The sequence below is a fragment of the Chitinophaga sp. G7 BAM 1005 genome, assembly GCF_057126945.1.
Map to the genome: position 1 here is coordinate 7,129,311 of NZ_CP181478.1, position 25,287 is coordinate 7,154,597.

At 46.0% G+C, this 25,287-nt stretch carries 19 protein-coding genes; 14 read left to right on the forward strand and 5 right to left on the reverse strand.

Features of this window, described 5'->3' with window-relative positions; genetic code table 11:
- Window positions 1–202: 202 nt before the first annotated feature.
- The 4 genes from ACMXI2_RS28855 to ACMXI2_RS28870 all read right to left on the reverse strand — a co-directional run bounded on the left by ACMXI2_RS28855 (window position 203) and on the right by ACMXI2_RS28870 (window position 3,109).
- Complete coding sequence (locus ACMXI2_RS28855; RefSeq protein WP_483779338.1) at window positions 203–889, reverse strand: NUDIX hydrolase; 687 nt, start codon at window positions 887–889, stop codon at window positions 203–205.
- 11 nt (window positions 890–900) lie between these two features.
- Entirely contained in the window at window positions 901–1,311 is a 411-nt protein-coding gene (locus ACMXI2_RS28860) for a hypothetical protein (RefSeq protein WP_483779339.1), read from the reverse strand.
- Between the two features lie 12 nt (window positions 1,312–1,323).
- On the reverse strand, window positions 1,324–1,719 hold the full coding sequence (locus ACMXI2_RS28865) for a nuclear transport factor 2 family protein (protein ID WP_483779340.1): 396 nt from the start codon (window positions 1,717–1,719) through the stop codon (window positions 1,324–1,326).
- A gap of 106 nt (window positions 1,720–1,825) precedes the next feature.
- A complete protein-coding gene (locus tag ACMXI2_RS28870) occupies window positions 1,826–3,109 on the reverse strand; it encodes a M28 family peptidase (protein ID WP_483779341.1) in 1,284 nt (427 codons plus the stop codon).
- A gap of 202 nt (window positions 3,110–3,311) precedes the next feature.
- Here ACMXI2_RS28870 and gcvT point away from each other — a divergent pair, with 202 nt between their 5' ends.
- The 14 genes from gcvT to ACMXI2_RS28940 all read left to right on the forward strand — a co-directional run bounded on the left by gcvT (window position 3,312) and on the right by ACMXI2_RS28940 (window position 22,138).
- On the forward strand, window positions 3,312–4,400 hold the full coding sequence (gcvT, locus tag ACMXI2_RS28875; RefSeq protein WP_483779342.1) for a glycine cleavage system aminomethyltransferase GcvT: 1,089 nt from the start codon (window positions 3,312–3,314) through the stop codon (window positions 4,398–4,400).
- Window positions 4,401–4,491: 91 nt separating this feature from the next.
- Window positions 4,492–4,965, forward strand: a complete 474-nt coding sequence (locus ACMXI2_RS28880; protein WP_483779343.1) for an SRPBCC family protein — start codon at window positions 4,492–4,494, stop codon at window positions 4,963–4,965.
- 16 nt (window positions 4,966–4,981) lie between these two features.
- Window positions 4,982–5,704, forward strand: a complete 723-nt coding sequence (locus tag ACMXI2_RS28885) for a 2-phosphosulfolactate phosphatase (protein WP_483779344.1) — start codon at window positions 4,982–4,984, stop codon at window positions 5,702–5,704.
- Window positions 5,705–6,884: 1,180 nt separating this feature from the next.
- Window positions 6,885–7,679 (forward strand): MBL fold metallo-hydrolase, encoded by a 795-nt coding sequence (locus ACMXI2_RS28890; protein WP_483779345.1) that lies wholly within the window; start codon window positions 6,885–6,887, stop codon window positions 7,677–7,679.
- A gap of 227 nt (window positions 7,680–7,906) precedes the next feature.
- Window positions 7,907–11,647 (forward strand): SNF2-related protein, encoded by a 3,741-nt coding sequence (locus ACMXI2_RS28895; RefSeq protein WP_483779346.1) that lies wholly within the window; start codon window positions 7,907–7,909, stop codon window positions 11,645–11,647.
- A gap of 40 nt (window positions 11,648–11,687) precedes the next feature.
- On the forward strand, window positions 11,688–12,470 hold the full coding sequence (locus ACMXI2_RS28900) for a hypothetical protein (RefSeq protein ID WP_483779347.1): 783 nt from the start codon (window positions 11,688–11,690) through the stop codon (window positions 12,468–12,470).
- Window positions 12,471–12,683: 213 nt separating this feature from the next.
- Window positions 12,684–12,941 (forward strand): hypothetical protein, encoded by a 258-nt coding sequence (locus tag ACMXI2_RS28905; protein ID WP_483779348.1) that lies wholly within the window; start codon window positions 12,684–12,686, stop codon window positions 12,939–12,941.
- A 215-nt stretch (window positions 12,942–13,156) separates the two neighbouring features.
- On the forward strand, window positions 13,157–13,501 hold the full coding sequence (locus tag ACMXI2_RS28910) for a DUF7674 family protein (protein ID WP_483779349.1): 345 nt from the start codon (window positions 13,157–13,159) through the stop codon (window positions 13,499–13,501).
- Between the two features lie 246 nt (window positions 13,502–13,747).
- Window positions 13,748–15,460, forward strand: coding sequence for a potassium-transporting ATPase subunit KdpA (kdpA, locus tag ACMXI2_RS28915; RefSeq protein ID WP_483779350.1), 1,713 nt, complete (start codon window positions 13,748–13,750; stop codon window positions 15,458–15,460).
- A 20-nt stretch (window positions 15,461–15,480) separates the two neighbouring features.
- Entirely contained in the window at window positions 15,481–17,526 is a 2,046-nt protein-coding gene (kdpB, locus tag ACMXI2_RS28920; protein WP_483779351.1) for a potassium-transporting ATPase subunit KdpB, read from the forward strand.
- Window positions 17,527–17,551: 25 nt separating this feature from the next.
- The gene (gene kdpC / locus ACMXI2_RS28925; RefSeq protein ID WP_483779352.1) at window positions 17,552–18,115 is read left to right on the forward strand and encodes a potassium-transporting ATPase subunit KdpC; all 564 of its coding nucleotides are present in this window, start codon (window positions 17,552–17,554) and stop codon (window positions 18,113–18,115) included.
- A gap of 114 nt (window positions 18,116–18,229) precedes the next feature.
- The gene (locus ACMXI2_RS28930; protein ID WP_483779353.1) at window positions 18,230–19,312 is read left to right on the forward strand and encodes a porin; all 1,083 of its coding nucleotides are present in this window, start codon (window positions 18,230–18,232) and stop codon (window positions 19,310–19,312) included.
- A gap of 10 nt (window positions 19,313–19,322) precedes the next feature.
- Window positions 19,323–20,447: a sensor protein KdpD gene (locus ACMXI2_RS28935; protein WP_483779354.1), complete on the forward strand. Its 1,125-nt coding sequence runs from the start codon at window positions 19,323–19,325 to the stop codon at window positions 20,445–20,447.
- Window positions 20,444–22,138, forward strand: a complete 1,695-nt coding sequence (locus ACMXI2_RS28940; protein WP_483779355.1) for a sensor histidine kinase — start codon at window positions 20,444–20,446, stop codon at window positions 22,136–22,138. Before ACMXI2_RS28935 ends, ACMXI2_RS28940 begins: the two co-directional genes overlap by 4 nt.
- A 5-nt stretch (window positions 22,139–22,143) precedes the next feature.
- Here ACMXI2_RS28940 and ACMXI2_RS28945 read toward each other — a convergent pair whose 3' ends face one another.
- Window positions 22,144–25,092, reverse strand: a complete 2,949-nt coding sequence (locus tag ACMXI2_RS28945) for an ATP-binding protein (protein WP_483779356.1) — start codon at window positions 25,090–25,092, stop codon at window positions 22,144–22,146.
- Window positions 25,093–25,287: the final 195 nt, after the last annotated feature.

Genomic DNA, 25,287 nt, shown 5'->3' on the forward strand with positions numbered 1-25,287 from the left:
GAGCTATTTTGTGTAATTGTTACACAAATGTAGAAACTGTTTTTGTATTTCCAAAATATTTCTTGTAAAAAATACACAAAACAGGAAAGGTGGTTGCTACAGGATATTAATATAGGAATTATTAAAGGGAAAACGGCATGCGGGAGAATCGCCGGTAGTGGGAGTTTTGGCCGGCAGGAACGCACCCGGCCGGCCGTAACATTTATATTTCAAACGTCATTCCTTCTTTCTTCAGCTTAAAATACCGGGCCTCATCAAAGCTGAACAGCTTCGCGGGTCTCCCCTGCGATACCTGTTTCTGTTTTTCGTTATGGGCAATCAGTATGCCGAGATGATTGATCTTTTTCTGGAAGTTGCGGCGGTCGATAGGCCGGTCCAGCAGGGTTTCGTAAAGTTTTTCCAGGTCGGCGATCGGGAATTTATTATCCAGCAGTTCAAAGCCGATAGGCTCGTAGCGGATCTTGCTGCGGAGGCGTTGTACTGCAATATTAATAATGGTGGCATGGTCAAAGGCCAGTGTGGGCAGGTTTTTGATATTGAACCATTTGGCGTCTTCAGCATCGGAACTGGCGGCCAGTTTGAAATTGGTGGGGTTTACCAGTCCGAAGTAAGCGATGGACACTACCCTTCCGCGCGGATCGCGGCCGGGCAAACCAAAAGTATACAGTTGTTCGAGGTAGTTGATATTTACGCCGGCTTCCGTAAGCAGTTCACGCGTAACGGCTGTTTCCAGCGCTTCATCGTCCAGCACAAAGCCGCCGGGCAGGGCCCAGCTGTGCAGGTAGGGCTCTATGGTACGCTTGATCAGCAGCACCACGATGCCTTCTTTGGGAATATATCCAAATACTACTGCATCTACAGTTAGTCTGATGTTTTGTATGATCGGCAAACTTTATCTGATTATTTTGCTTGAATATAATGTTCCAGTTGGGCAGTGTCTTTGTGTAAATTTACGAACAAAGGATTTTTCTGCGGATCAAAAACGATGATGGTGCTTTGCTCCCAGATATCCTGTGGGGTGGGCAGTTCGATGATCACTTCCTGGCCGTTTTCGCGGCGGAAAAGCAAACTGTCGTTTCCCGCCATGTGTCTTTTGTACTGGTGCTGATCCAGGTAATCGGTCAGTTCCTTCCGCAGTTGCAGCACGGAATCTGTCAGCGGGTTGGAGGCTGGCTTGAATTCGCGGTACACGTAGCATTTTTCGGTGATAACGTCGTAGGCAGACCTGTCGGTGGTGCGCTCATCGTTACGGGTAGGGTTACAGGCAAACAGCAACAAAGAAATGCCCAGGAGTGATAATATTTTTTTCATGATCTCATAGCTTTAATGTTCGTAACAATCATAGTTGCGTTGGCGGTAAATTTTCCCGTCGCGGAATTCTATGATGGTGCAAATGAATGCTCTCATTATTTGTCCCCGGCGGAAATGACCGGCGTCCACCCCTATTTCCCCTGTCCATTTGGCTTCTACCACCAGGGTATTTCCCGATTCCACTACTTTCAGCACGCTGAAGTGCTGCGATTTCAAAATTATTTTATTGGTGGCCATGCTTTCCAGCATGATCTCAAAGTTCCGTTGTTTAATTTCATTCGAGAGCTGATTTGGATATTCAGTCTGAATAATATTTGGATGAAAGATCCTGGCAAATTCAACGGGATCTGCTGAAAAACTCTCCAGCAGCTGGAAATACCGGTATATAAGCGCCAGTTTCTCGTCCATTTAAAGGGATAAATTGAAATTTTGCGAATGACGTATTTATGCGAAAATATACATTTCGCACTTATATGTAACCTGCAAATTTTGAAGCGATCTTAATTCGGGTAGCTCACTGGATGCTGCTGAACGCGAGTTTATCCCTGTTATTTGTTTTGTCGATGATGTTATACACCAGCTTCAGTACATGTAGGGTGCCGTCGTAGTTCACTTTGTTTGCGGGGGTGGAGGTATTTTTGCAGAAATAGAGTACCGGTATATTTTTTTTGTAGAAAGATGCATGATCAGAGTTGCTGATACCGCTGGAATCATATACCAGTGGCAGTTCTTTGGAAGCGGCTTCCTGAATGATGGCCGACCAGCCGGGGGAAGTACCTGTACCGCCGATCTGTAATGCAGTACCCGGGTTCAGGGCGCCGATACCATCCATGTTAATCATGTAGTTTACCTGTGAAAGGTCTACGGTGCTGTGGGAAGCAAAGTAGGAAGAACCTGATAATCCCTGTTCTTTTCCGGAAAAGGCGATAATAATATAATTGTTGTTATGAAGACGGGAGCCTTTCAGTAAGCGGGCTATTTCCAGTATGGCGGCGGTGCCGCTGGCATTGTCCTCCGTTTTGTCGGTGGTTTCCCAGCCGCGGTAGTCGTAATGCGCGCCAATCACAATGGTTCTGGGGGCTTTGTTGTTGATATAGCCGATTACGTTGGTGCCATTACGTTTAATGGCTTTGAAGGCTACCTGCATGTGGATGGGGAATCCATCGGCATCATCGGCGCTCAGTTTTTTGCTGACATCGGCATTGAGCCACACGGCGGGGATGCCCGCAGCTTTGGGGCGTTCGGCCAGCCATTTCATTACTTCGGCGGCAGTTTCCCTGCCATTATAAAATACCACACCGGTAGCGCCGGATTTTTCGGCGGTCTGTGTTTGTTGCAAATACTGTTCTGCCATGTTTTTGCGGCTGTCGGTATCCAGGTCGGCTACATTGATCAGCCAGATGTTATCCGGTTCGTTCACCCCGGGAATGGCCTCCCCTTTGGCCGATTTGCCGGCGCTGAAGGGCAGTGGCACAAATTGTTTGCCCGCCTCCAGTTTGCTTTCACCAATGGTCATCTGGCAGTCTGCCGATGGCTCACGGGTTTCTTTTACGGTAAATGCCTGTAAAAAGCCATCTTCGCCCATAGGTGCAAGTCCCATTTTCTGCATTTGTGCAGAGAGGTAGATGGCAGCCAGCTGTTCGCCGGGAGCGCCGGTGCTGCGGCCTTCCAGCTTGTCGCTGCTCAGGTAACTGATGTGTGTTTGCAGGTTACCAATTGTTTTGCGATCTTCCTTTTTCTGGGCATGAACGTGTAAGGTTATAACTACCAATGGTAACAGCCAGGTTTTCTTTTTCACAGCAAATCTGTTTTGGGTGTTGCAGCAAAATTACGAATTACGGACGGCCCAAAGTGCATTGGCTCCTAATTCTTTTGACTATAGTATTGTATTTTAAGTAATTATAATGTATACCTTTCGTCTTAAAACAGTCATACGCCGTTTTATATTGGCCGTTCATAATTTTCAAATCGCTATTTTTGCCCCGTTTTAAAAACAAAGTATGAAAAACACGCCTTTTACAGAGAAACACATTGCGCTGGGCGCCAAGATGGCTGCCTTTGCGGGTTACAACATGCCTATTTCCTACACTGGTATTAACGATGAGCATCAGGCGGTACGCACCAACGCCGGCGTGTTTGATGTAAGCCACATGGGCGAATTTATTCTAAAGGGTGAAAATGCGCTGGACCTGATTCAGCGTGTTACCAGCAATGACGCCTCCAAACTCACTGCCGGAAAAGCGCAGTACAGCTGCCTGCCAAACAACGAAGGCGGTATTGTAGATGATCTGCTCGTTTATTGCATCGAAGAAAATAAAGTATATATGCTGGTGGTAAACGCCAGCAATATTGAAAAAGACTGGAACTGGATCTCCCGGTTCAACACCAAAGGGGTGGAAATGCATAACATTTCCGATAAAACCTGTTTGCTCGCCATCCAGGGGCCCAACGCTACCAGCATCCTCCAGCCGCTCACAGAAGTAGACCTGGTAAACATGAAGTACTACACCTTTGCCAAAGGAACCTTTGCAGGCGTACCGAATGTAGTGATCAGCGCCACCGGGTACACCGGCGCAGGCGGTATTGAAATTTATTTTGAAGATACGGATGGTGCAGCAGATAAGATATGGGAAGCCATCTTTGCTGAAGGCGCTCCAAAGGGCCTGAAACCTATCGGTTTAGGCGCACGCGATACCCTTCGCCTGGAAATGGGCTTCTGTCTTTATGGAAATGATATCGACGATACCACTTCTCCAATGGAAGCCGGCCTGGGGTGGATTACCAAATTTACCAAACCATTTACCTCCAGCGAGTTATTCGCCAAACAAAAAGCAGAAGGCGTTACCAAAAAACTGGTAGGCTTTGAAATGGTAGATAAAGGCATTCCGCGTCACGACTACGAAATCAAGGATGCCGCAGGCAACGTAATTGGCCGCGTAACTTCTGGTACCCAATCGCCCTCTATGCAGAAGGCTATCGGTCTTGGCTATGTGAAAACGGCTTTTGCAGCGCAGGATACAGAAATTTTTATTGCGGTAAGAGACAAGGCGCTGAAAGCAAAAGTGGTAAAAGTGCCTTTCCTCAGCTAGGAATATGTATGAATAGCCGGTTAAAGTTGTTAATTTCGGTGCCTGGAAAGTTTTCGGTGCACCGGAATTTTTATATTTTATTACCATATCTATGCCTTCTATTCATTTAACTACCGTTATCTATGCCCCCCTGGAGCGGGTCTACGACCTGAGCAGGAGCATTACGCTGCATAAGCGAAGTATGTCGCACCGGCAGGAAGATGCGATAAAAGGTCGCACCAATGGCCTGATATCCTATAATGAAACAGTGACCTGGAGAGCAAAGCACCTGGGAAAAATGAGGGAACTGACCACTAAAATCACCGCCATGCGTCAAAACGAGTCTTTTACCGATGAGATGACCGACGGGGATTTTACCCATATGAATCATGAACATTATTTTAAACCAATAGAGAATGGCACCGTGATGATTGATATCATGGACTTTGGCACCCCTTATGGCTGGTTTGGAAAAGTATTTGAGCGGCTTTACCTGCAAAAATATATGACCAGGCTCCTGCGGGAAAGAAATAATACCATTAAGGATTATGCAGAAAGTGAAAAGTGGAGGGTAATCCTTGATTAAAGCAAAACGAAACTGAATGACAGATAGCAACAAACCCAGCCTGGAAGTGTGTTTATCTCCGGCATTATTACATTTGTTTGATGTAAAAAACAGTATCGTAGTTATCATAGATGTACTACGCGCTACCTCTACCATCTGCACCGCCCTGTACAACGGCGCTTCCCGTGTAATACCGGTAGCCAGTGTGGAAGAATGTGTGAACATCGGCCGAGCTATCAGTGGTATCACCGCCGGTGAAAGAGATGGCAGGATAGCAGAAGGACTGGCATACGGCAATTCTCCCTTTGAATATCCGCGTGAGTTCGTGGAAAATAAAACGCTGGTGCTCACTACCACCAACGGTACCAAATTACTTCACATGGCTAAAGACGCCATACAAATTGTTACCGGCTCCTTCCCCAACATCAGCGCTGTTTGCGACTACCTGGTTGCACAAAACCAGAATGTAATCCTGGGTTGTGCTGCCTGGAAAGATCGTGTAAACATGGAAGATACCTTGTTTGCCGGCGCCGTGGTAAGCCGCATCAAAGAACACTTTGATGTAAACTGCGACTCCGCCATTGCTGCGGAAACACTTTATCATTCCGCTAAACACGACATCTATACCTTTATGAAACAGGCCTCCCACTACAAACGCCTCGCGCAGTATGGCCTGGAAAAAGATATTCACTATTGCCTTACTCCAGATGGCGCCAACGTGCTGCCCCTGTTCAGAGACGGAGAACTCATTGCAGGGTAAGCGGAGGTTGTCTTATTCAGGATTACGCTGATTATACTGATTAGCTTTTTGTGATTTTGGGAGATTGGAGCGGAGGTTGTCTTATTCAGGATTACGCTGATTATACTGATTAGCTTTTTGTGATTTTGGGAGATTGGAGCGGAGGTTGTCTTATTCAGGATTACGCTGATTATACTGATTAGCTTTTTGTGATTTTGGGAGATTGGAGCGGAGTTTGTCTTATTCAGGATTACGCTGATTATACTGATTAGCTTTTTGTGATTTTGGGAGATTGGAGCGGAGGTTGTCTTATTCAGGATTACGCTGATTATACTGATTAGCTTTTTGTGATTTTGGGAGATTGGAGCGGAGGTTGTCTTATTCAGGATTACGCTGATTATACTGATTAGCTTTTTGTGATTTTGGGAGATTGGAGCGGAGGTTGTCTTATTCAGGATTACGCTGATTATACTGATTAGCTTTTTGTGATTTTGGGAGATTGGAGCGGAGGTTGTCTTATTCAGGATTACGCTGATTATACTGATTAACTTTTTGTGATTTTGGGAGATTGGTGGGGATAACAGGGGGTGAATAAACACTGCTTAAAGGTGGACTGGGAAATGCTTCACTTATACTTTGCATATGCTTAGCACATGCTTAATACATGGAGATGCCCCGGAGGTGACGTGGAGGGGATGTGGACTTGATCATGGAACCCTTTACCACAGAGCGTTACAGGCGAAAAAGTACAGCGTGCTTATGCGGGTACTACCATATTAATGAAATGGTAGGCTTATATACCGGTAAAATTGCGTGAGCGGCATTCAATAAGCATTGCTGTTAAGGGTCGCTCATCTTTTTAAATTATTTAAGGAATAGCGATGGTAAAGCCCTTTTATTTTACTGAATTTTCCGAAAATTCTATGAAAAGCCAAAAATAAATCAATTTCCCCAAGAGAAAATATTAGATACTGAATTAAAATCTGGCCAGCACACTCATCTCCCAAAATCACAAAAAGTTAATCAGTATAATCAGCGTAATCCTGAGTAAGACAACCTCCGCTCCAATCTCCCAAATCACAAAAAGTTAATCAGTATAATCAGCGTAATCCTGAATAAGACAACCTCCGCTTACCATACAATGCTGAACTTGCCCCCTTTACCCAAAAAATCCTATATTCTGTTTTCTAAAGATGAAGACATGACACACTATCTCTGTTGCACCTGCGGGGTGCAATATGGCGCAACAGACAAGCCGCCTGCGCAATGCCCCATTTGCGAAGATGAACGGCAGTATGTAAACCCAGGCGGACAAAGCTGGACCACCCTTGAACAAGTGCAGAAAACTCACCGGAACATTATAGAAATGGTGGCGCCCAATCTTTACGCTATTTATACAACGCCGGATTTTGCCATCGGGCAGCGGGCGCATTTACTGATCACTCCGTCCGGGAATATCCTCTGGGATTGCATTGCTAACCTCGACGCCTCTACGATAAGTATTATTGAGAAACTGGGCGGCATCAAAGCTATTGCCCTCTCCCATCCGCATTATTTTTCCACCATTGTGGAATGGAGCCATGCGTTTGGCAATATCCCCGTTTATGTGCACCAGCTGGATGCTCATTGGCTGCAGCGCCACGACGGCGTGATTAAATTATGGGCGGGCAATGAACTGCTGTTGTGGAACGACATCAGGCTGGTATTATGCGGCGGGCATTTCGACGGAGGAAATGTATTGTATTCCCCGGAAGGAAAGGGTTGTTTGCTGGTAGGCGATGTTGTACAGGTGTCTTCCGACAGGAAAACAGTATCGGTGATGTACAGTTATCCGAATAACATTCCGTTATCAGCCACCGAAATTAATACCCTGCATGCCGCCATTAAACCGCTGAACTATGATGCGATGTATGGTGCTTTTGGAAAATATATTAAAACAGGCGCCAGGGAGGCCGTGGATTTTTCTCTGGAAAGATATCGGAAACGTATCCGGTAAATGGTTGATAAACAGGCTTCTATATTTAAAAAAAAGAATGTTGAAAAATAGGCGTTACACCGCCATAGTAAACGGAGAGCGGTTAATGGGTTGTTAATGAGTGAGGCGCGGGTTATTAGAAATTTTCTGCTTACTTTTGTGGATTGCCTTTTTATCAGCTGTTAAGTTTTTTTGATATATCTAGTAACCCTTTTGCTGATAATAAAAAGCGGGCAACAACGTATAGTATGTCGCTACCCCATTTGCTAAAATATGTTTACAACAACGGCACTGATGAAGTGATCCGCAGGGGGAAGCGTATTTTTTCGGCCGGGGGCGTTGAACTCATCGAGGCAGACCCGGTGCTGAAAACAGCTACCTTCCGCGTTAAGAGCGACACACATGCCAATTATTACCGTGTTTCCATCAATAAGTATGGAGAAACTACCGGTATGTCCATCCGGTGCCAATGCCCTTACAACCTGGGCGACATCTGCCGGCACGAGGCGGCAGCACTGTTCCAGCTCCAGGAAATGCTGGACAAAAATCATTTCGAGAGCTTCGACACACAGTTTGATCAGCAGCATACGCTGATTAAAATGAAGTCTATCGATATTAAATCCATTAAACTGCTTACCTCCGGTACTATACTGGCGGAAGCAGAGGAAATTGCCAAGAAACATCCCGCCAAAATAAGCCTGGCAAAAGATGAGAAGGTAGAAGCCCTGCTGAAAGTTAATGGAGAAGAGTTTCCACTGATCATTCAACGGAACGAGGAACGTTTTTTTGATACACATTGCACCTGCGATGAAACAGAACACGCACTATGCGTGCACAAAACAGCCCTGTTCCTGCAACTCCTGCAGAAAAACGGCCCGTTTTATTTCGATACCCTCCGCAACTGGGACAAGGAAAAGAATAAGCTGCTATCCTTATACGGCTATTCCCTTACCGACGACCTGGACGGAAAGTTTGCCTTCTCCTACATGGATGGTAAACCGTTTTTACGTGTACTGGACCCTACCATCAAACGGGTAGATGGCGCCGCCGCAGGCCGCAGGCAGCCGGTTACGGCTCCCCCACCCCCGGAAGAAACCATCACCATTACACAACGGCTGGCAGCAGTTTTTAATGCCAACGAAACATTATATCCTTATTTTAAAATAGACCTCGTAAGCGGCGAAATAAACGAAGAACAAACCGCCTTCGTATCTCTCGCCAGCAAACTGGATCTTACTAAATATGTTGACTTCTACCAGTTCAAGGAGAAAGACCGGGAACTGATAGCGCCTATACGAAAATTGCAGGGCAGCGAAGTCAGTAAATTCCTCAGCAAAAATTCTCCGTTTGCAGGTATCTGGGAAAATATTACGCATGAAAATGCGGAAGAACTTCCTACCGAAACAAAAGAACTGATGCTGGAATACCTGCATCCTAAACTTGCCAAACTGTTCCCTCAGCTGGCAGAACACGGACTGGTATTTGAACTGCCCAACCGGCAGGCGTTTAAAACAAAGAACCTGCAACAACTGCAGATAGGCGCCGACAGGCTCAAACTGGTCATTAAAACCAACACCGGCGATACGCATGTAGACATTAACTGCTACGTGACCATCGAAGGCGAATTGGTAAATGTGTCTGAAAGCGAATGGGAAAGCCCGTTACTGTTCCTGCACAAACAAGTGATCTATTTGTTTGAAAGTCCGCAGGATGCCCTGCACGTGGAACTCTTCCGCCAGAATGGTCAGCTGCGCATCGCTAACAAAGACTGGCCCGCTTACCTGAAAGATTACCTGCTGCCGCTGAGCCGTCAGTACGATATCCAGTTCGATAAAGGACTGCTCGCAGAACTGAAAGATGTAATGCCTGAACCCCGGGTGTTCCTGAAAGAACTGGGCGAAACCTTTATCATACAACCGGGATTTGCTTACCGCGGCCAGGAAGTGGAATGGAACGATGAGAGCAAGATCACCGTACAGGAAGGAAATAAAGTGCTCATCATCCACCGGAGTAAAGAAGCAGAAGAAACTTTTGTAAATAAACTCCGCACTTTACATACCAACTTCGCACAACACGATAACCACAATTATTTTTACCTGCGCGCCAAAGAAGCGCTGAAAAATAACTGGTTCTTCCTGTTCTTCGATGCACTGAAAGAGATGAACGTGCGGGTGTTCGGATTCGATAACCTGCGTAACTTTAAATTCAGCTCGCATAAGCCGGTTACCAATTTACAGATCAGCTCCGGCATCGACTGGTTTGATGCACAGATCGAAGTATTGTACGGCGATCAGAAAGTAAGTATCAAGGATATTAAAAATGCGCTGGCCAACAAACAGAACTATGTTCAGCTGGCAGATGGCTCCCTGGGGCTGTTGCCGGAAGAATGGCTGCGCAAATACTCCCTGCTCTTTAAAGTTGGGGAAGAAAAAGACAAAGGACTCAAACTCAGCAAATATAACTTCAGCGTAATCGATGAACTTTATGAGTTTATTGATGATGAAGCCGTAGTGCTGGAACTCGAACAAAAGCGCCGCAAGCTGCTGCAGTTCGATGAAATCCGCAACATTGCCCTGCCGGAAAACCTGCAGGCAACCCTGCGCCCTTACCAGGAAAGCGGCTTCCAGTGGCTCAACTACCTCGATGATATCAAATGGGGCGGTATCCTCGCGGATGACATGGGGTTGGGTAAAACCATCCAGGCGCTTACCTTCCTGCAATATTACAAGAATAAGCACGGCGGTAAAACAATGGCGCTGATTGTTTGTCCTACCACGCTGATTTATAACTGGGAAAATGAAATCAGGAAATTTACGCCTGATATCAGGCATCATATCCACCACGGTCCTGCGCGATTAAAATCGTTTGAAGAACTGGGTAAATTTGACGCCATCATTACCACTTACGGCACGCTCCGCAGTGATATTCAGTTGCTGATGAAACTGGAGTTTGATTATGTCATCCTCGATGAATCACAGGCAATTAAAAATCCGCAGTCGAAGGTTACCAAAGCCGCACAGCTGCTCCAAACAAAGAACAGGCTGGCGCTGAGTGGTACCCCGATGCAGAATAATACCTTCGATATTTATGCCCAGATGAACTTCCTGAACCCAGGTATGCTCGGCAGCGTAGACTTTTTCCGCAACGAATTTGCTACGCCGATCGATAAATTCCAGGATGAAGAAAGAAAGGAACATCTGCGTAAACTGATTTATCCGTTTATTCTTCGCCGTACCAAAGAACAGGTGGCGAAAGACCTGCCGGAAAAAATAGAAACTGTGATCTTCTGCGAAATGGATGCGGAACAACGGCATATTTATGATGCCTACCGGAATACCTATCGCTCCAAGATTCTTGGTGTTATTGAAGATCAGGGTATGGAACGTTCCCAGCTCACCATTCTGCAAGGTTTGATGAAGCTGCGGCAGATTTGTGATTCACCGGCTATCCTGAATGATACGGAACAGTATCCGAACCATTCTGTGAAACTGCATGAACTTACCCGTGAAATCTCTGAAAATATTGGCAACCACAAAGTGCTGATCTTCTCCCAATTCCTGGGAATGCTCGGATTGATCCGCGACCGGATGCAACACCTCAAAATACCTTATGAGTATTTTGATGGCAGCACTTCGACCGTTGATCGGGAAAAGGCTATTCAGAACTTCCAGAACAACGACGAATGCCGCGTGTTCCTCATTTCACTGAAAGCCGGTGGTGTGGGGTTAAACCTCACCGCAGCCGACTATGTATACATTGTAGATCCGTGGTGGAACCCGGCCGTAGAGCAACAAGCCATTGACCGTACCCACCGTATCGGGCAAACGAAGAATATCTTTGCTTACCGCATGATCTGTAAAGACACTGTGGAAGAAAAAATATTGCAGTTGCAGGAACGTAAGAAATCACTGGTGAAGGAAATTATTTCTGACGACAGTGGTTTTGTGAAGAAGCTGACGAAAGAAGATGTATTGTATTTGTTTAGTTGAGGATGTCTTTTGAAAACCTCTTTTGTCGTAAATTTATTACGTGGAAAAAATCGGCTACATAGAAATCAGGATAACCGGCTCCAAGGGCAACCTTGATTTAACCAGGGATAACTATGATATCCGGGAGGTCAGGGATATGTTGGATCAGGCTGAAGGTCTCTTAATGCCTAATGATAAGAAGGAAAGACCCATAATTAGTTATCAGTTGGAAAATGGGTCTGTCAGACATATTTTTAAGACATCAATACAATATATTATAGGGTTTAATGCCATTCTTGGTCAAATTGCCGCTGGTAAGTCAATAGATTTTCTGGACTTACCAACGGCAAAGGCGTTCGAAAAATTTCAGGAAGTGGCAATAAGGAAGCAGTATTCATTCGAGATAAATACTTCTATTGACCATTCCAATACGGTCAATATTGATGCAACTACGAAATTCTCAAGAACAGTTTCTATTTGGGCGAATGCCGAATTCTACTTTTATGGTAGAGTTATCAGTATGGGAGGAAAGGATAAATCTAATATCCACTTAGCCACAGGAGATCAGGGTATCGTTATAATTCAAACGAATAAGGAGTATCTTGAACAACTGGAGAATAATCTCCTTTATAAATCTTACGGCATAAGAGTTATAGGAAAGCAACATACAGAAACCGGCGAAATTGATAAATCAACTTTGAAGTTCCTGGAATTGATTGATTACCAGCCAAAGTATGATGAGGGATATTTGAAAGAACTCAGAAAGAAGGCACGTAATAATTGGTCAGGTGACTTCAATGCAGACGATTGGCTCAAAGAGATAAGAGGAGGGTATGATGCATAAGGGAGTTCTGATGGATACCAGTTTCTTTATTCGATTTCTGAACGAGGCGGATCCCTTGTTTCCCAATGCGGACGGCTATTACCGTTATTTTATTGAGCAGGATATTCCAATGTTTATTTCTACCATTTCGATAGCTGAATATTGTGTTCTTGGGGATGTCAATGAACTGCCATTAAGAAATCTTCAGATTGTGCCCTTTAACTTATCCATGCAATGCGTACCGGGGAATTTGCCAAAATTGTTTTTAAAAACAAAGGCAGGTTGAAACTTAATGAACGGAATATAATTCCCAATGACGCCAAACTTTTTGCAACTGCTGATGTAGAAGCAACGATCACTTGTTATCTGTCCTCTGATGGGGAGAGTTATAAGATTTATTCGCTTTTAAAAGAACTTGACGCTGCCCCTAAATTTCATTTTATTGATTTGAAAAATAAGCACACGACAACCTTTGGTCTGCTCGATTTCTAATTGTGTCATTACGCCCATTTCCGGTTTAAGCTTTTCATTTTTTGCATACACCCTACCATTTCTGCATGGTTTGGCCAATGAATAGCTTCTCCCTATCTCCCCCAAATATTATTTAATATACTGATTAATAACCGTTTGTGTTCGTTTGAAAGGCTCTTTCCCAATGCTGGCACTCCGCTGGCATTACCCCATTTGTATCAAAACAATTGATTCATATGCTACCAGACTCAAAAATCTCTCAATTGATAGGTTTACAGATTCCGGGGTTAACATTTCCCGCAGAACAGCAACAGCCTGCAAAGGGTTCTATCAGTAAAGTGATCCACACTTTTGCTGATTATACCGGCCGGATGATCCGGAGTGAACAACTTCATGAGGTGAAACGTTGTTTTAATGTGGCCGCTGTATTGTATCATAATGGGAGCAGTGCCTTGCGTAACGCCATCGAAAGCGCGTTTATGTATACCCTCTCCCCCCTGCTCTGCGGAAAGCATAAGGAACTACTTCCCATATCACTGAAGAACGTAAGGATTCAACATTTACAAACTATAGCTATTTAAAACACTTTTTATGATGATGACTATTCTCCTGGTGCTGGCAGGATTGGCCTGCTTCGCCGTATTCTTCAAATCGGTCGACTATTTCGAAAAGATCTAACTAAAACGCCTGTTATTATGAATGCATTATTTGTTTTATCACTTTTCGTTTTCGGCTACATGATCTATGTACTGTTGAAACCTGAAAAATTCTGATTGGAGATTTTACTCCCACGCCTATACGCAAAGCTTATTTAACTGACTATAGAAATGACAACAGAAATCTTAGGCGTAATCGCCACCTACGGCATTACGCTTTTACTGGCCTGGCCACTGTCGAGGTACATTGTAAAGGTATTCAGGGGTGAACGGACCTGGTCCGATTTTATGGCGCCCCTGGAACGCCTCTTCTTTAAAATTTCCGGTATCAATCCTAAGGAGGAAATGAACTGGAAAGAGCATCTGAAGGCATTACTGACCATCAATTTGGTATGGTTTGTATATGCCTTTTTTGCACTTTTCTTCCAGGACAAGTTGCCGCTGAACCCGGACGGGAACCCCGGCCAGTCGGCCGATCTGGCGTTTAACACCGCCATCAGCTTCATGGTGAACTGTAACCTGCAGCACTATTCCGGTGAAACAGGCCTTACTTATTTCACCCAAATATTTGTACTGGCCTTCCTGCAGTTTGTGAGTGCCGCTACCGGTATTGCTGCGCTGATTGTGGTGTTCAAAGCCATGAAGGAAAAAACAACCACTAAGCTGGGTAACTTCTGGGTTTTCTTCCTGAAAACAATTACCCGCATACTGTTACCAATAAGTATTGTGATTGCGCTGATCTTTGTTTTCAATGGAATGCCCGCCAGCTATGCCGGCAAAGAAGCCATTGTTACCATGCAGGGCGACACCGTGAACGTTTCTCATGGCCCGGTAGCGGGCTTTGTGGCGATCAAGCACCTCGGTACCAATGGTGGTGGATGGTTTGGCGCTAACTCCGCACATCCGCTGGAGAATCCTAACTATTTTACCTGGATGACGGAAATGGTGGCGCAGGTCCTCATTCCTATCGCAATGGTATTTGCACTGGGGATGTTTATACAACGAAGGAAATTTGCAATGGTGATCTTCGGGGTCATGACCATTGGCATGATATGCCTGCTGATTCCTTCCATGCAGCAGGAAATGGCCGGTAATCCTGCCATTGCCCATATGGGTATCCAACAGGCTACCGGGGCTATGGAAGGTAAGGAAGTGCGGTTTGGAGCCGCCGCCACAGGGTACTGGAGTACAGTAACTACCATTATTTCTACCGGTTCTGTATGCGGCTTTCACGATAGCACCATGCCTATGACGGGTATGATGCAGCTGCTGGGCATGATGCTGAACTGCTTCTATGGCGGTTGTGGCGTAGGTATCCTCAACTATTACATCTTTATTATTATCGCGGTGTTTATATCCGGACTCATGGTAGGCCGTACGCCTGAATTCATGGGACACAAACTGGAAGCGCGGGAAGTAAAGATCGCCGCTATCATTACGTTGTTGTCGCCGTTCCTGATACTGGCCGGTACCGCTTTATCATCGTGGGTATTATCGCACCATCCGGATGCCAACTGGGCGGTGAAGCCATCGGCCTGGTTAAATAATCCCGGCTATCACGGCTTCTCTGAAATGCTGTATGAGTATACTTCTGCCAATGCCAACAACGGTTCTGGTTTTGAAGGTTTGGGAGATGGAAACGTTTTCTGGAATGTATCTACCGGCTTTATAATGATCCTCGGCAGGTTCCTGCCTATCATAGGACCGGTTGCCATTGCGGGTTTAATGGCTTCTAAAAAATATATACCTGAATCCGCCGGTACGCTGAAAACAGATTCACTCACTTTTGGCGCCATGACTTTCGCGGTGATCGTTATCCTCACTGCCTTGTCTTATTTCCCCGCGCTGGCACTGGGTCCGATCGCAGAGTATTTTTCCCTGTAATTTTTTAATGACTGACTACCATGAAGCATGATAATAAATTGTTTCCGAAAGAATTGGTGATGGAGAGCCTGAAGCAGTCTTTCGTAAAACTGAATCCAAAATTAATGATCAAAAACCCGGTGATGTTCACCGTGGAAATAGGTACTGCCGTAATGCTGATAGTAGCGCTGTATGCGCTCTTTACCGGCAATAAAGAACAAGGCAGTGGGGCGTATAATGTCGCCATCTTTGTAGTACTTTTCCTTACTGTGCTGTTTGCCAACTTCGCCGAAGCCATTGCAGAAGCGCGTGGTAAAGCACAGGCCGAGAGCTTACGTAAAACAAGGGAAGAAACACCGGCAAAGAAAATAGAACTCGTAGGTGAAATTTTCACCAACGAAATCAAAATCGTATCCTCTTCTTCCCTGCGCAAAGGCGACATCTTTGTATGTGAACCGGGCGATATTATCCCCGCCGACGGTGAAATAGTACAGGGCCTCGCCAGCATCGACGAATCTGCCATTACCGGCGAAAGTGCGCCGGTGATCCGGGAAGCCGGCGGCGATAAATCCAGCGTGGTAGGCGGTACCAAAGTTTTGTCCGATCATATTAAGGTACGGGTGAGTACAGAACCAGGTGAATCTTTCCTGGATAAAATGATTGCCCTCGTAGAAGGCGCCAGCAGGCAGAAAACGCCTAATGAAATTGCGCTGACCATCCTGCTGGCCAGCTTCACCCTGGTATTTATCATTGTATGCGTAACGCTGAAACCATTTGCAGACTACGCGCAAACACCGATCACCATTGCGGCCTTCATCTCCCTGTTTGTATGCCTTATCCCTACTACCATCGGCGGTTTATTATCGGCCATCGGTATTGCGGGAATGGACCGTGCTTTGCGTGCCAACGTGATCACCAAATCGGGTAAAGCTGTGGAAACCGCCGGTGATATAGATGTGTTGTTGCTGGATAAAACCGGTACCATCACTATCGGTAACCGTAAGGCCACCAACTTCTACGCCACCAACGGCATTTCTACCGCAGAATTTATCCGCCTCTGCGCACTCAGCTCTTTATCTGATGAAACACCGGAAGGTAAATCCATCGTGGAGCTGGCAGGTAAAGATGTGGTAAGTAAATTATCGGTGAGTGGCTCCAGCCTGGTGAAGTTCACCGCCGAAACCCGCAGCAGCGGTATCGACCTGCCCGATGGCAGCCGTATCCGTAAGGGCGCTTATGATGCCATCAGGCGACTCGCGGAAAAAGAAGGATTTACTTTCCCGGCGGAAACACTGGCTAAAGTAGAATCTATTTCCAACGACGGCGGTACGCCACTGGTAGTAGCGCTCAACAGTAAAGTACAGGGCGTTATTGAATTGCAGGATATTATTAAGCCGGGTATCAGCGAGCGTTTCGACCGCCTGCGTAAAATGGGTGTAAAAACGGTGATGGTGACCGGTGATAACCCGCTTACCGCTAAATATATTGCCAACAAAGCCGGTGTAGACGACTTCATCGCCGAAGCCAAGCCGGAAGATAAAATGAGCTATATCCGTAAGGAACAAAATGAAGGTCGCCTGGTAGCTATGATGGGCGACGGTACCAACGATGCGCCCGCCCTGGCCCAGGCAGATGTAGGCGTGGCCATGAATAGTGGTACACAGGCTGCGAAAGAAGCCGGTAACATGGTGGACCTCGACAACGACCCTACCAAGCTGATTGAAATTGTGGAAATCGGTAAGCAGCTGTTAATGACACGCGGTACCCTTACTACTTTCTCCATCGCCAACGACGTAGCAAAGTACTTCGCTATTGTGCCTGCGTTGTTTGTAGCGTCTATACCAGCATTGCAGGGTATCAACATCATGAAACTGCACAGTCCTGAAACAGCGATCCTGAGTGCCGTTATTTTCAACGCCATCATCATCCCGATGCTGATACCGCTGGCCCTTCGCGGGGTGGCTTATAAGCCTATCGGCGCCAGTGCGTTACTTCGCCGCAACCTGCTGATTTATGGTGTAGGTGGTATCATAGCGCCTTTCATCGGCATCAAGCTGATTGATATGCTGATAGCGCTTTTCATGTAATTCTAAACTGATAAATTTTAAAGAGATGAAAAAATATCTTTGGCCTTCTGTAAAACTCACACTGTTACTGGTGGTATTACTGGGAGGATTATATCCGCTGTTTATTGCTGGTGTGGCTAAAATGGCTCCCGGTAAAGGCGATGGTATCAAAGTGACGCATAACGGAAGAGTAGTGGGTTATGAAAACATTGCGCAGAAATTCAGTGATGATAAATATTTCCAGCCCCGTCCTTCTACCGTGGATTATAATGCCGCCGGTTCCGGTGGTTCCAATAAAGCGGCGGGTAACCCGGATTACCTGAAAACCGTACAGGAAAGAATTGATTCCTTCCTGGTACACAACCCGGATGTGAAAAAAGAAAACATCCCGGCAGAACTGGTCACCGCTTCTGCCAGCGGTTTAGATCCGCACCTCACTCCTGCTGCGGCCTATGTACAGGTACCGCGTGTAGCGAAGCTAAGAGGCATTCCTGCGGATAAGCTGAAACAACTGATTGATGCCAACACCAAAGGCCCTTTAATGGGACTGTTTGGTTTATCTACTGTGAATGTGTTAAAATTGAACATAGCGCTCGATGATATGAAGTAGGGCGCAGTCCTGTTATTCCTTTAGCCTGTGAATGTCTTATGAAAAACCTTTTACCTGGTAGTCTGTCGCAGCAGATTACCAGTGATGCTAACAACACGAACCTATATATTTAAGATGAAGAAAATTTTATTACTGGCCGGCGCCCTGGCAGCTGCTACTACTATGTTTGCACAGGACGCACCGCCACAAGAAAAAGAGAAAGGAAAAGTGACCTTTTCCGGCTATGCCGAAGCGTATTACAGTTATGATCTGAACAACCCGGCGAATCATACAAAGCCCGGGTTCCTGTACAACTACAATCGTCATAACGAATTAAACATCAACCTGGCGATGGTAAAGGCCACGTATACATCGGACCGTATCCGGGCCAACGTGGGACTGATGGCAGGCACTTATCCGCAATACAACCTGGCATCGGAACCTACCCTGATGCAGTATGTATACGAAGCTAACGTGGGTATCCGTGTAGGGAAAAACGTTTGGATTGATGCAGGGGTAATGCCTGCACATATCGGTTTTGAAAGCGCCATCGGAAAGGATTGCCCCACCCTCACGCGGAGCATCCTCGCAGAGAACTCGCCTTATTATGAAACCGGCGCCAAAGTAACGTGGACGCCTAACGACAAATGGTCGTTTGCCGCCATGTACCTGAACGGATGGCAAAGGATCAAAAAGGCGGATGGTAACCAAACCCCTGCTTTTGGTACACAGATCACCTTTAAGCCAACAACAAAAATATCGCTCAACTGGAGCACTTATATCGGTAATGATCTCCCGGATAGTGTACGCCAGATGCGCTACTTTAATAATGTTTATGGTACCTTTAGCATAACGGATAAATTTAGTGTCATTGCAGGATTCGACTATGGATTACAGCAAAAGGCCAAAGGATCATCCGACTTCAACAGCTGGTACAGCCCTGTTGTAATTGCCCGGTACGCATTTACAGATAAATTTGCGATGGCAGGACGTGTAGAGCATTACAATGATAAGAACGGCGTTATTATCAGCACCGGTACACCGGATGGCTTTCAAACCACCGGCTACTCTCTTAACCTGGATTTTACCCCGGTGAATAACGTGATGTTCCGGCTGGAAGGCAGAACGTTTAACGGAAAAGACAAAACATTTATGAAAGGAACAGAACTGAAAAACACCAATACTGCCATCACGGCATCACTGGCCGTATGGTTCTAACTAAATAATAATGACAGAAAAAGAACACTCCGTACAGCAATTTCTTAACCTGGCTAACCGCGCCGGCAGAGGGAAGTTTAAGATCTATATTGGCATGAGCGCCGGTGTAGGTAAAACATACCGTATGCTGCAGGAAGCGCATGCCATGTTAAGAAATGGGGTGAATATCCAGATCGGTTATATTGAAACACATGGGCGTGCGGAAACGCATGCCCTGCTGGATGGACTGCCCCAGATACCCCGCCGGCAGGTATTCTACAAAGGAAAAATGCTGGAAGAGATGGATCTTTCCACTATCCTGCTCCTGGCGCCCGACTGGGTAGTGGTAGATGAACTGGCGCACAGTAATATCCCCGGCTCCAAAAATGAAAAACGCTGGCAGGATGTTGTGGATCTGCTGAATGCAGGGATCAATGTTATTTCTGCCGTGAACATTCAGCACATCGAAAGCATTAACCAGGAGGTGAAATCCATTACCGGTGTGGAGGTGCAGGAACGCGTTCCTGACCTGGTGCTGCAAATGGCTGATGAGGTGGTGAACATCGACCTTACCGCTGATGAGCTGATTACCCGCTTAAAAGAAGGTAAGATTTATGACCGCTCTAAAGTAGAGAGCGCCCTGAGTAATTTTTTTCAGGCAGATAAAATCCTGCAATTACGTGAGCTGGCACTGAAGGAAGTAACCACACAGGTAGAACGGAAAGTGGAGATCCAGATTCCGCGTAACCTGCAGATGCGCCATGAGAGCTTCCTTGCATGTATTTCTACCAATGATGAAGTGGCCCGGAAAGTAATCCGAAAAACAGCCCGGTTGGCTGCTTATTATCACGCCGACTGGTTTGTATTGTATGTGCAAACCCCGGGCGAAAGTGCAGATAAGATTGCGCTCGCTGCCCAACGTCATCTTATTAATAACCTGAAACTTGCTACAGAGCTCGGCGCGGAAGTTATACAGGAACATAACGCCAATGTATCGGAAGCTATCATTAACATTGCATTGGAAAAACATGTTACCACCATTTGTATGGGAAAGCCGCATATCAGTCTTTTCCGTATCATTTTGCGCACTAACCTGTTTAACCAGTTATTGAAAACGCTTTCTTCCAACGATATCGACATTATCATATTATCATGAGTACGTTCAGATTAAAAACAAAGATTACGCTTGGTGTACTGTTCCTGTACATCATGCTGCTGGTGGTGAGCATACTGGGCTATTACTATCTGAACCGCCTGAACGAAAAGGCGAAATTCATTCTCAAGGATAACTATGAATCGCTGGAGTATTCGAAAAATATGCTGGTAGCTTTGGAAGATCTGCCGGCTCATCGTGCAGCTGCTATGCAAACTTTTTCCGTTAATCTCAAAAAGCAACAGGCTAACGTAACGGAAAGAGGTGAGAAAGATGCTACCGAAGCAGTGACCCGTATTTTTGAATTGCTGAAAAAAGATTCTACCGTAGAAGCAGGCGCTATAAAGAAAAATATCTACACCATTATGGACCTCAATATGGCGGCCATTGTAGGTAAAAATGAAAGAGTAAAGAAAACAGCAGATAACGCGCTGCTTTATATTGCTATTATCAGCGGGCTTTGCTTTGTGCTGGGATTCACTTTTGTTTATAACTTTCCCGGGTACATTGCCAACCCAATAGATGCGCTGACACAGGGGATTAAAGATATTGCCAACAAACAATACGGCAAAAGACTTTACTTTAAATCCGGCGACGAATTCGGCGATCTGGCCACCGCTTTCAATACAATGGCCCAGCGGCTGGATGAGTACGAACACAGCAACCTGGCGCGTATTGTATTTGAAAAGCAACGTGCGGAAGCTGTGATCAGTAGCCTGAAAGATGCCACCATTGGACTTGATGTAAATAATGTGATCCTGTTTGCCAATACTCCTGCGTTGCAGTTGTTGAACATACCCGAAAAGGATCTCATCGGACAACCGGCGGAAGAAATCGCCAAACGTAACGACTTGCTGCGTTTCCTTGTGAATACAAAGGAAAACGCCCCCCTTAAAATAGTGGTGGACGGGAAAGAATGTTTCTTCACCCGCGAAACAACCGATATCAGGCATGAAGAAAAACGTATAGGCTATGTAGTGATTCTCCGGAATATTACCACTTTCAAAGAACAGGATATTGCCAAAACGCATTTCATTGCCACCATTTCACATGAGCTGAAAACGCCGCTGGCAGCATCTGATTTCAGTATTAAGTTGCTGGAAGATGAAAGGACGGGTGTATTGAGTACGGAACAGAAAGAGTTGCTGGACAGCCTGAAACAGGACAACCGGCGCATGATAAAAATTGTGAGTGAGCTGCTGGACCTGTCGCAGGTAGAAAGCGGCAATATACAATTGCAGCCGCAGCCGGTTACTGCGATGAACATTGTGCAATACGCGATGGACACTGTGCAGAAACAGGCCGCGCAACGAGAAATCACCATCCGCACACAGGTGCCTGACACCCTGCCAAACGTACTGGCAGACGTGGAAAAAACTGCCTGGGTACTGGTGAACCTCTTAACCAATGCGATCCGTTACTCTGCCCACGGCGCCGCCATAGAACTAACGGTAACGCCTACCGGAACGGAAATGGTATCGTTTGTGGTACAGGATTATGGGAAAGGTATTCCGGAAGCCTTCCGGAGTAAAATTTTTGAAAGGTTTTTCCAGGTTCCCGGTATGAAGGGCCAGGGAAACGGGCTTGGACTGGCCATTTCAAAGGAATTTATTGAAGCCCAGGGCGGTATCATTGGCGTAAACAGTGAGGAAGGAAAAGGCAGCCAGTTTTATTTTACTTTGCCTGAGGCATAGCGCTGTCAGGGTTGTTCAATGTGCGCCTTTACGAGGTGTACATGCCGGTAATAGATAGCGGTAATTTCCTGCAACCGGGCAGGAATGCTGTCGAGATTTTCTTCGAGCCGGGCATCTCTTTCAACAGACAAGGCTACATCCGATGCGTATTGCATGCCTACCATGTTCAGGTTAAATTTCATCTGGTGCGCGAGCATATAAAGCGGTTGCCAGTCTTTTTCAGCCAGCAGTTGGGTCATCTCTGAAAGTTTTTGTGGAATGCAGTCCAACAGCTCTTCCAGCATTATTTTCACATGTTCTTTTTCGCCGGACATCATGCTGTATACGGCGGAGAAGTTTAGTTCGCTGAAAGGTATTTCAGCGGGTTCTTTTTTTTCAATGATTGCTTCCGGTATTTGTTCTCCCAGTCCTTTCAGGATTTTATGAAACAGGTCGGTGCGGTCGAATGGTTTGGAAACATAGTCGTTCATCCCGGCAGCCAGGCAGCGGTCTTTTTCTCCTTTCAATGCGGAGGCGGTCATGGCAATCATGTAGGTCCGGATGCCTTTCCGGCGGATGGCCTGTGTAGTTTGGTAGCCATCCATTCCTGGCATCTGGATATCCATAATGATGCAATCATAAGATTTGTAATCCAGCATTTCAAGGGCCGATTTTCCGCTGTTAACCACATCTGTTCTGGCGCCGGCATTGCGGAGCGTATGGAATACCACCTGTTGATTGATATCGTTGTCTTCCACTACCAGTATGGTTTTCCCTTGCAGTGGTTTTTCTGCATGGTGCAGGTGTCCTTTTTCATCTTTACCGGTAACTTCCTCGTTGTTGCGGGCAAAGGGAAGCTCAAAGTAAAAAGTGGCGCCTTCGTTCAAACGGCTGTTTACCCGGATGAAGCCATGTTGAAGGGTGATGAGTTCTTTGGTGATGGCTAATCCCAGGCCGGTGCCGCCAAATTTGCGGGTATTGTCTGCATGTGTTTGGGAGAAGCTTTTAAAGATCATCTCATGTTGTTCCGGATCGATGCCTATGCCGGTGTCTTTTATTTCAAAGCCCAGCTGAAGGGTGGATTGTTCTTTATTTTCCTTTACCAGTGATACTTTCACGGTTATTTTTCCACTGTGGGTAAATTTAATGGCGTTTTCCACGAGGTTGGTCAGGATCTGGCTGAGGCGTACTTCATCTCCTGAAAGATAAGGTGGGATGGCGGTATCTATCTCATCAAAAAACAACAGCTCCTTTTGTTGTGCCTGTAGTTTCAGGGGGAAGAGTGCATTGTCTATTACCTCGTAAATATCAAATGGTTCGTGGAGGAGCAGTAGCTTACCCGCTTTTATTTTTGAAAAGTCGAGGATTTCGTTGACGATCACCAGCAGGTGGTTGGCGGATGTTTTGATGGCGCCGGCATACTCCAGTTGTATGGGGGATAGCTGGCTTTGCTGCATCAGGAGGTTGGTCATGCCGATGATACCGTTCATGGGGGTACGAATTTCGTGGCTCATATTGGCGAGGAACATTTCCTGTGCGCTGATGGCTTCCTGTGCCAGGTTATTGGCATTTTCAATAGCGGTGATATAGTTGTTTTTTTCGGTGAAATCCTGTCCTATAGCGCAGATGCCGATCATTTCACCTTCCGGATTCCGGAGCGGAAATTTGGTAATAAGAAAGTGATAGGTCTTGTCGTTCACGGTAATGCTCTGTTCTGATTTTACCCTGGCGCCTGTTGTTCTTACTTCAAGATCCAGGCTGGTATAACGTTGTACCCAGTCGTAAGGCAGCTCTGCATCTGTTTTGCCAATAATATCTTTTTTATCCACGCCATGTATTTCGGTAAAACGGTTGTTGACGAGCAGGTACTTGCCGGGCATATCTTTTATGAACATCATAGATGGCATAAAGTCGAGGATGGCGTCCAGGCGTTTCTGGAGATACATCACCTGGTCTTCGTTTCTTTTTTTCTTATCAATATCCCTTACTACGCATTGAAATTCCTTTACCCGGCCATCTTCTCCGTATACCAGTGCAGCCATTTGTTCCACCCATTTTTTTGTGCCTGACCTGGTAATGATTTCGAATTCCCGGGAGGTGTAGTCGTCGCCTGTTTTCACCTGGTTCATATAAAAAGCTTCGAGTTGTTTCCAGGTATCCTGTTCCAGGAACAGGGAGTAGTGTTTGCCTACCAGTTCTGTGTTGGGGTAGCCGGTCATTTCGGCGGCGCCTTTGCTCACGTAGGTAAAGATGCCGTTTACCCGCGATTTATAGAGGATGAGTTCTGTTTCTTCAGCCAGGCGGAGGAAGGATTGTTCTCTTTTGTAAAGCTGGTTGGTTTTCAGCTTCAGCTTTTTGAACATCCGGTATAAATACCGCGATTCGCCCAGTAGCAGTACCAGGGTGAAGAGGCTCATGACAATGGTGGTCCAGAAGGAATACAGGGTATAGCGATTGTCTTTGTCGATCCGCTCAATCAGTTTACGCCGGTTTTCCTGCATAAAATTATTCACGGCTATTCTTACGCTATCACGGAACAGGGTGTTTTCGGGGGCAGTGATCAGTTGTTTGGCCAGTGCCGGTTGGGTGGCTGCTATGGCGAGTATCCGCTGATGATAGCTGATTTTTTTTTGAAGAAGGGTACTAAAATTATCCAGTATTTTTTGAGAGATGGTATCACCGGGCATACTGGCTGAAACAGCCTGCAGGAGGTGTAGCACACTGTCCGGCAAGGCATAATTGGCGGCGGGAGTGCGGGACTGCCCCATGAGCAGCATGTCGCGGATGCTGTTAGTATAGTTATTATCCAGTACGGCTACGGTTCTTACCTTATCTATCAGCAGGTTGGTTTGTATCATGTTTTCCGCCGCGCTCCTGCTTCTTTTTTTAACCATCCAGGCATAATATACAAAACCCATGAGCGCCATAAATACCACCAGGATAAGTACCAGAACTGTATTTACAATTTTTTTCATGCGTAGGCTTTTCAGCGGCTCTTTAATAGCGTTGGCAGGGGTTATGAGCTGGGTGACGGATTATTTATTCAAATTAGGATATTTTGCGGCAATATTGTTGTTCATCTTGTTCAATCCAACGTATGGATTTGGAAAAGATTATGGCGGTCAGTATTTCTTTTTCTGTTACTTTCGGCGTGCGAATGTATTACGGGG

What these genes read in the sequence shown, in the direction of transcription:
- ACMXI2_RS28860 (WP_483779339.1), bottom strand. Translation starts at nt 1,311, where the DNA reads ATGAAAAAAATATTATCACTCCTGGGCATTTCTTTGTTGCTGTTTGCC.
- ACMXI2_RS28865 (WP_483779340.1), bottom strand. Translation starts at nt 1,719, where the DNA reads ATGGACGAGAAACTGGCGCTTATATACCGGTATTTCCAGCTGCTGGAG.
- gcvT (WP_483779342.1), top strand. Translation starts at nt 3,312, where the DNA reads ATGAAAAACACGCCTTTTACAGAGAAACACATTGCGCTGGGCGCCAAG.
- ACMXI2_RS28880 (WP_483779343.1), top strand. Translation starts at nt 4,492, where the DNA reads ATGCCTTCTATTCATTTAACTACCGTTATCTATGCCCCCCTGGAGCGG.
- ACMXI2_RS28885 (WP_483779344.1), top strand. Translation starts at nt 4,982, where the DNA reads ATGACAGATAGCAACAAACCCAGCCTGGAAGTGTGTTTATCTCCGGCA.
- ACMXI2_RS28890 (WP_483779345.1), top strand. Translation starts at nt 6,885, where the DNA reads ATGACACACTATCTCTGTTGCACCTGCGGGGTGCAATATGGCGCAACA.
- ACMXI2_RS28895 (WP_483779346.1), top strand. Translation starts at nt 7,907, where the DNA reads ATGTCGCTACCCCATTTGCTAAAATATGTTTACAACAACGGCACTGAT.
- ACMXI2_RS28905 (WP_483779348.1), top strand. Translation starts at nt 12,684, where the DNA reads ATGCGTACCGGGGAATTTGCCAAAATTGTTTTTAAAAACAAAGGCAGG.
- ACMXI2_RS28910 (WP_483779349.1), top strand. Translation starts at nt 13,157, where the DNA reads ATGCTACCAGACTCAAAAATCTCTCAATTGATAGGTTTACAGATTCCG.
- kdpA (WP_483779350.1), top strand. Translation starts at nt 13,748, where the DNA reads ATGACAACAGAAATCTTAGGCGTAATCGCCACCTACGGCATTACGCTT.
- kdpB (WP_483779351.1), top strand. Translation starts at nt 15,481, where the DNA reads ATGAAGCATGATAATAAATTGTTTCCGAAAGAATTGGTGATGGAGAGC.
- kdpC (WP_483779352.1), top strand. Translation starts at nt 17,552, where the DNA reads ATGAAAAAATATCTTTGGCCTTCTGTAAAACTCACACTGTTACTGGTG.
- ACMXI2_RS28930 (WP_483779353.1), top strand. Translation starts at nt 18,230, where the DNA reads ATGAAGAAAATTTTATTACTGGCCGGCGCCCTGGCAGCTGCTACTACT.
- ACMXI2_RS28935 (WP_483779354.1), top strand. Translation starts at nt 19,323, where the DNA reads ATGACAGAAAAAGAACACTCCGTACAGCAATTTCTTAACCTGGCTAAC.
- ACMXI2_RS28940 (WP_483779355.1), top strand. Translation starts at nt 20,444, where the DNA reads ATGAGTACGTTCAGATTAAAAACAAAGATTACGCTTGGTGTACTGTTC.
- ACMXI2_RS28945 (WP_483779356.1), bottom strand. Translation starts at nt 25,092, where the DNA reads ATGAAAAAAATTGTAAATACAGTTCTGGTACTTATCCTGGTGGTATTT.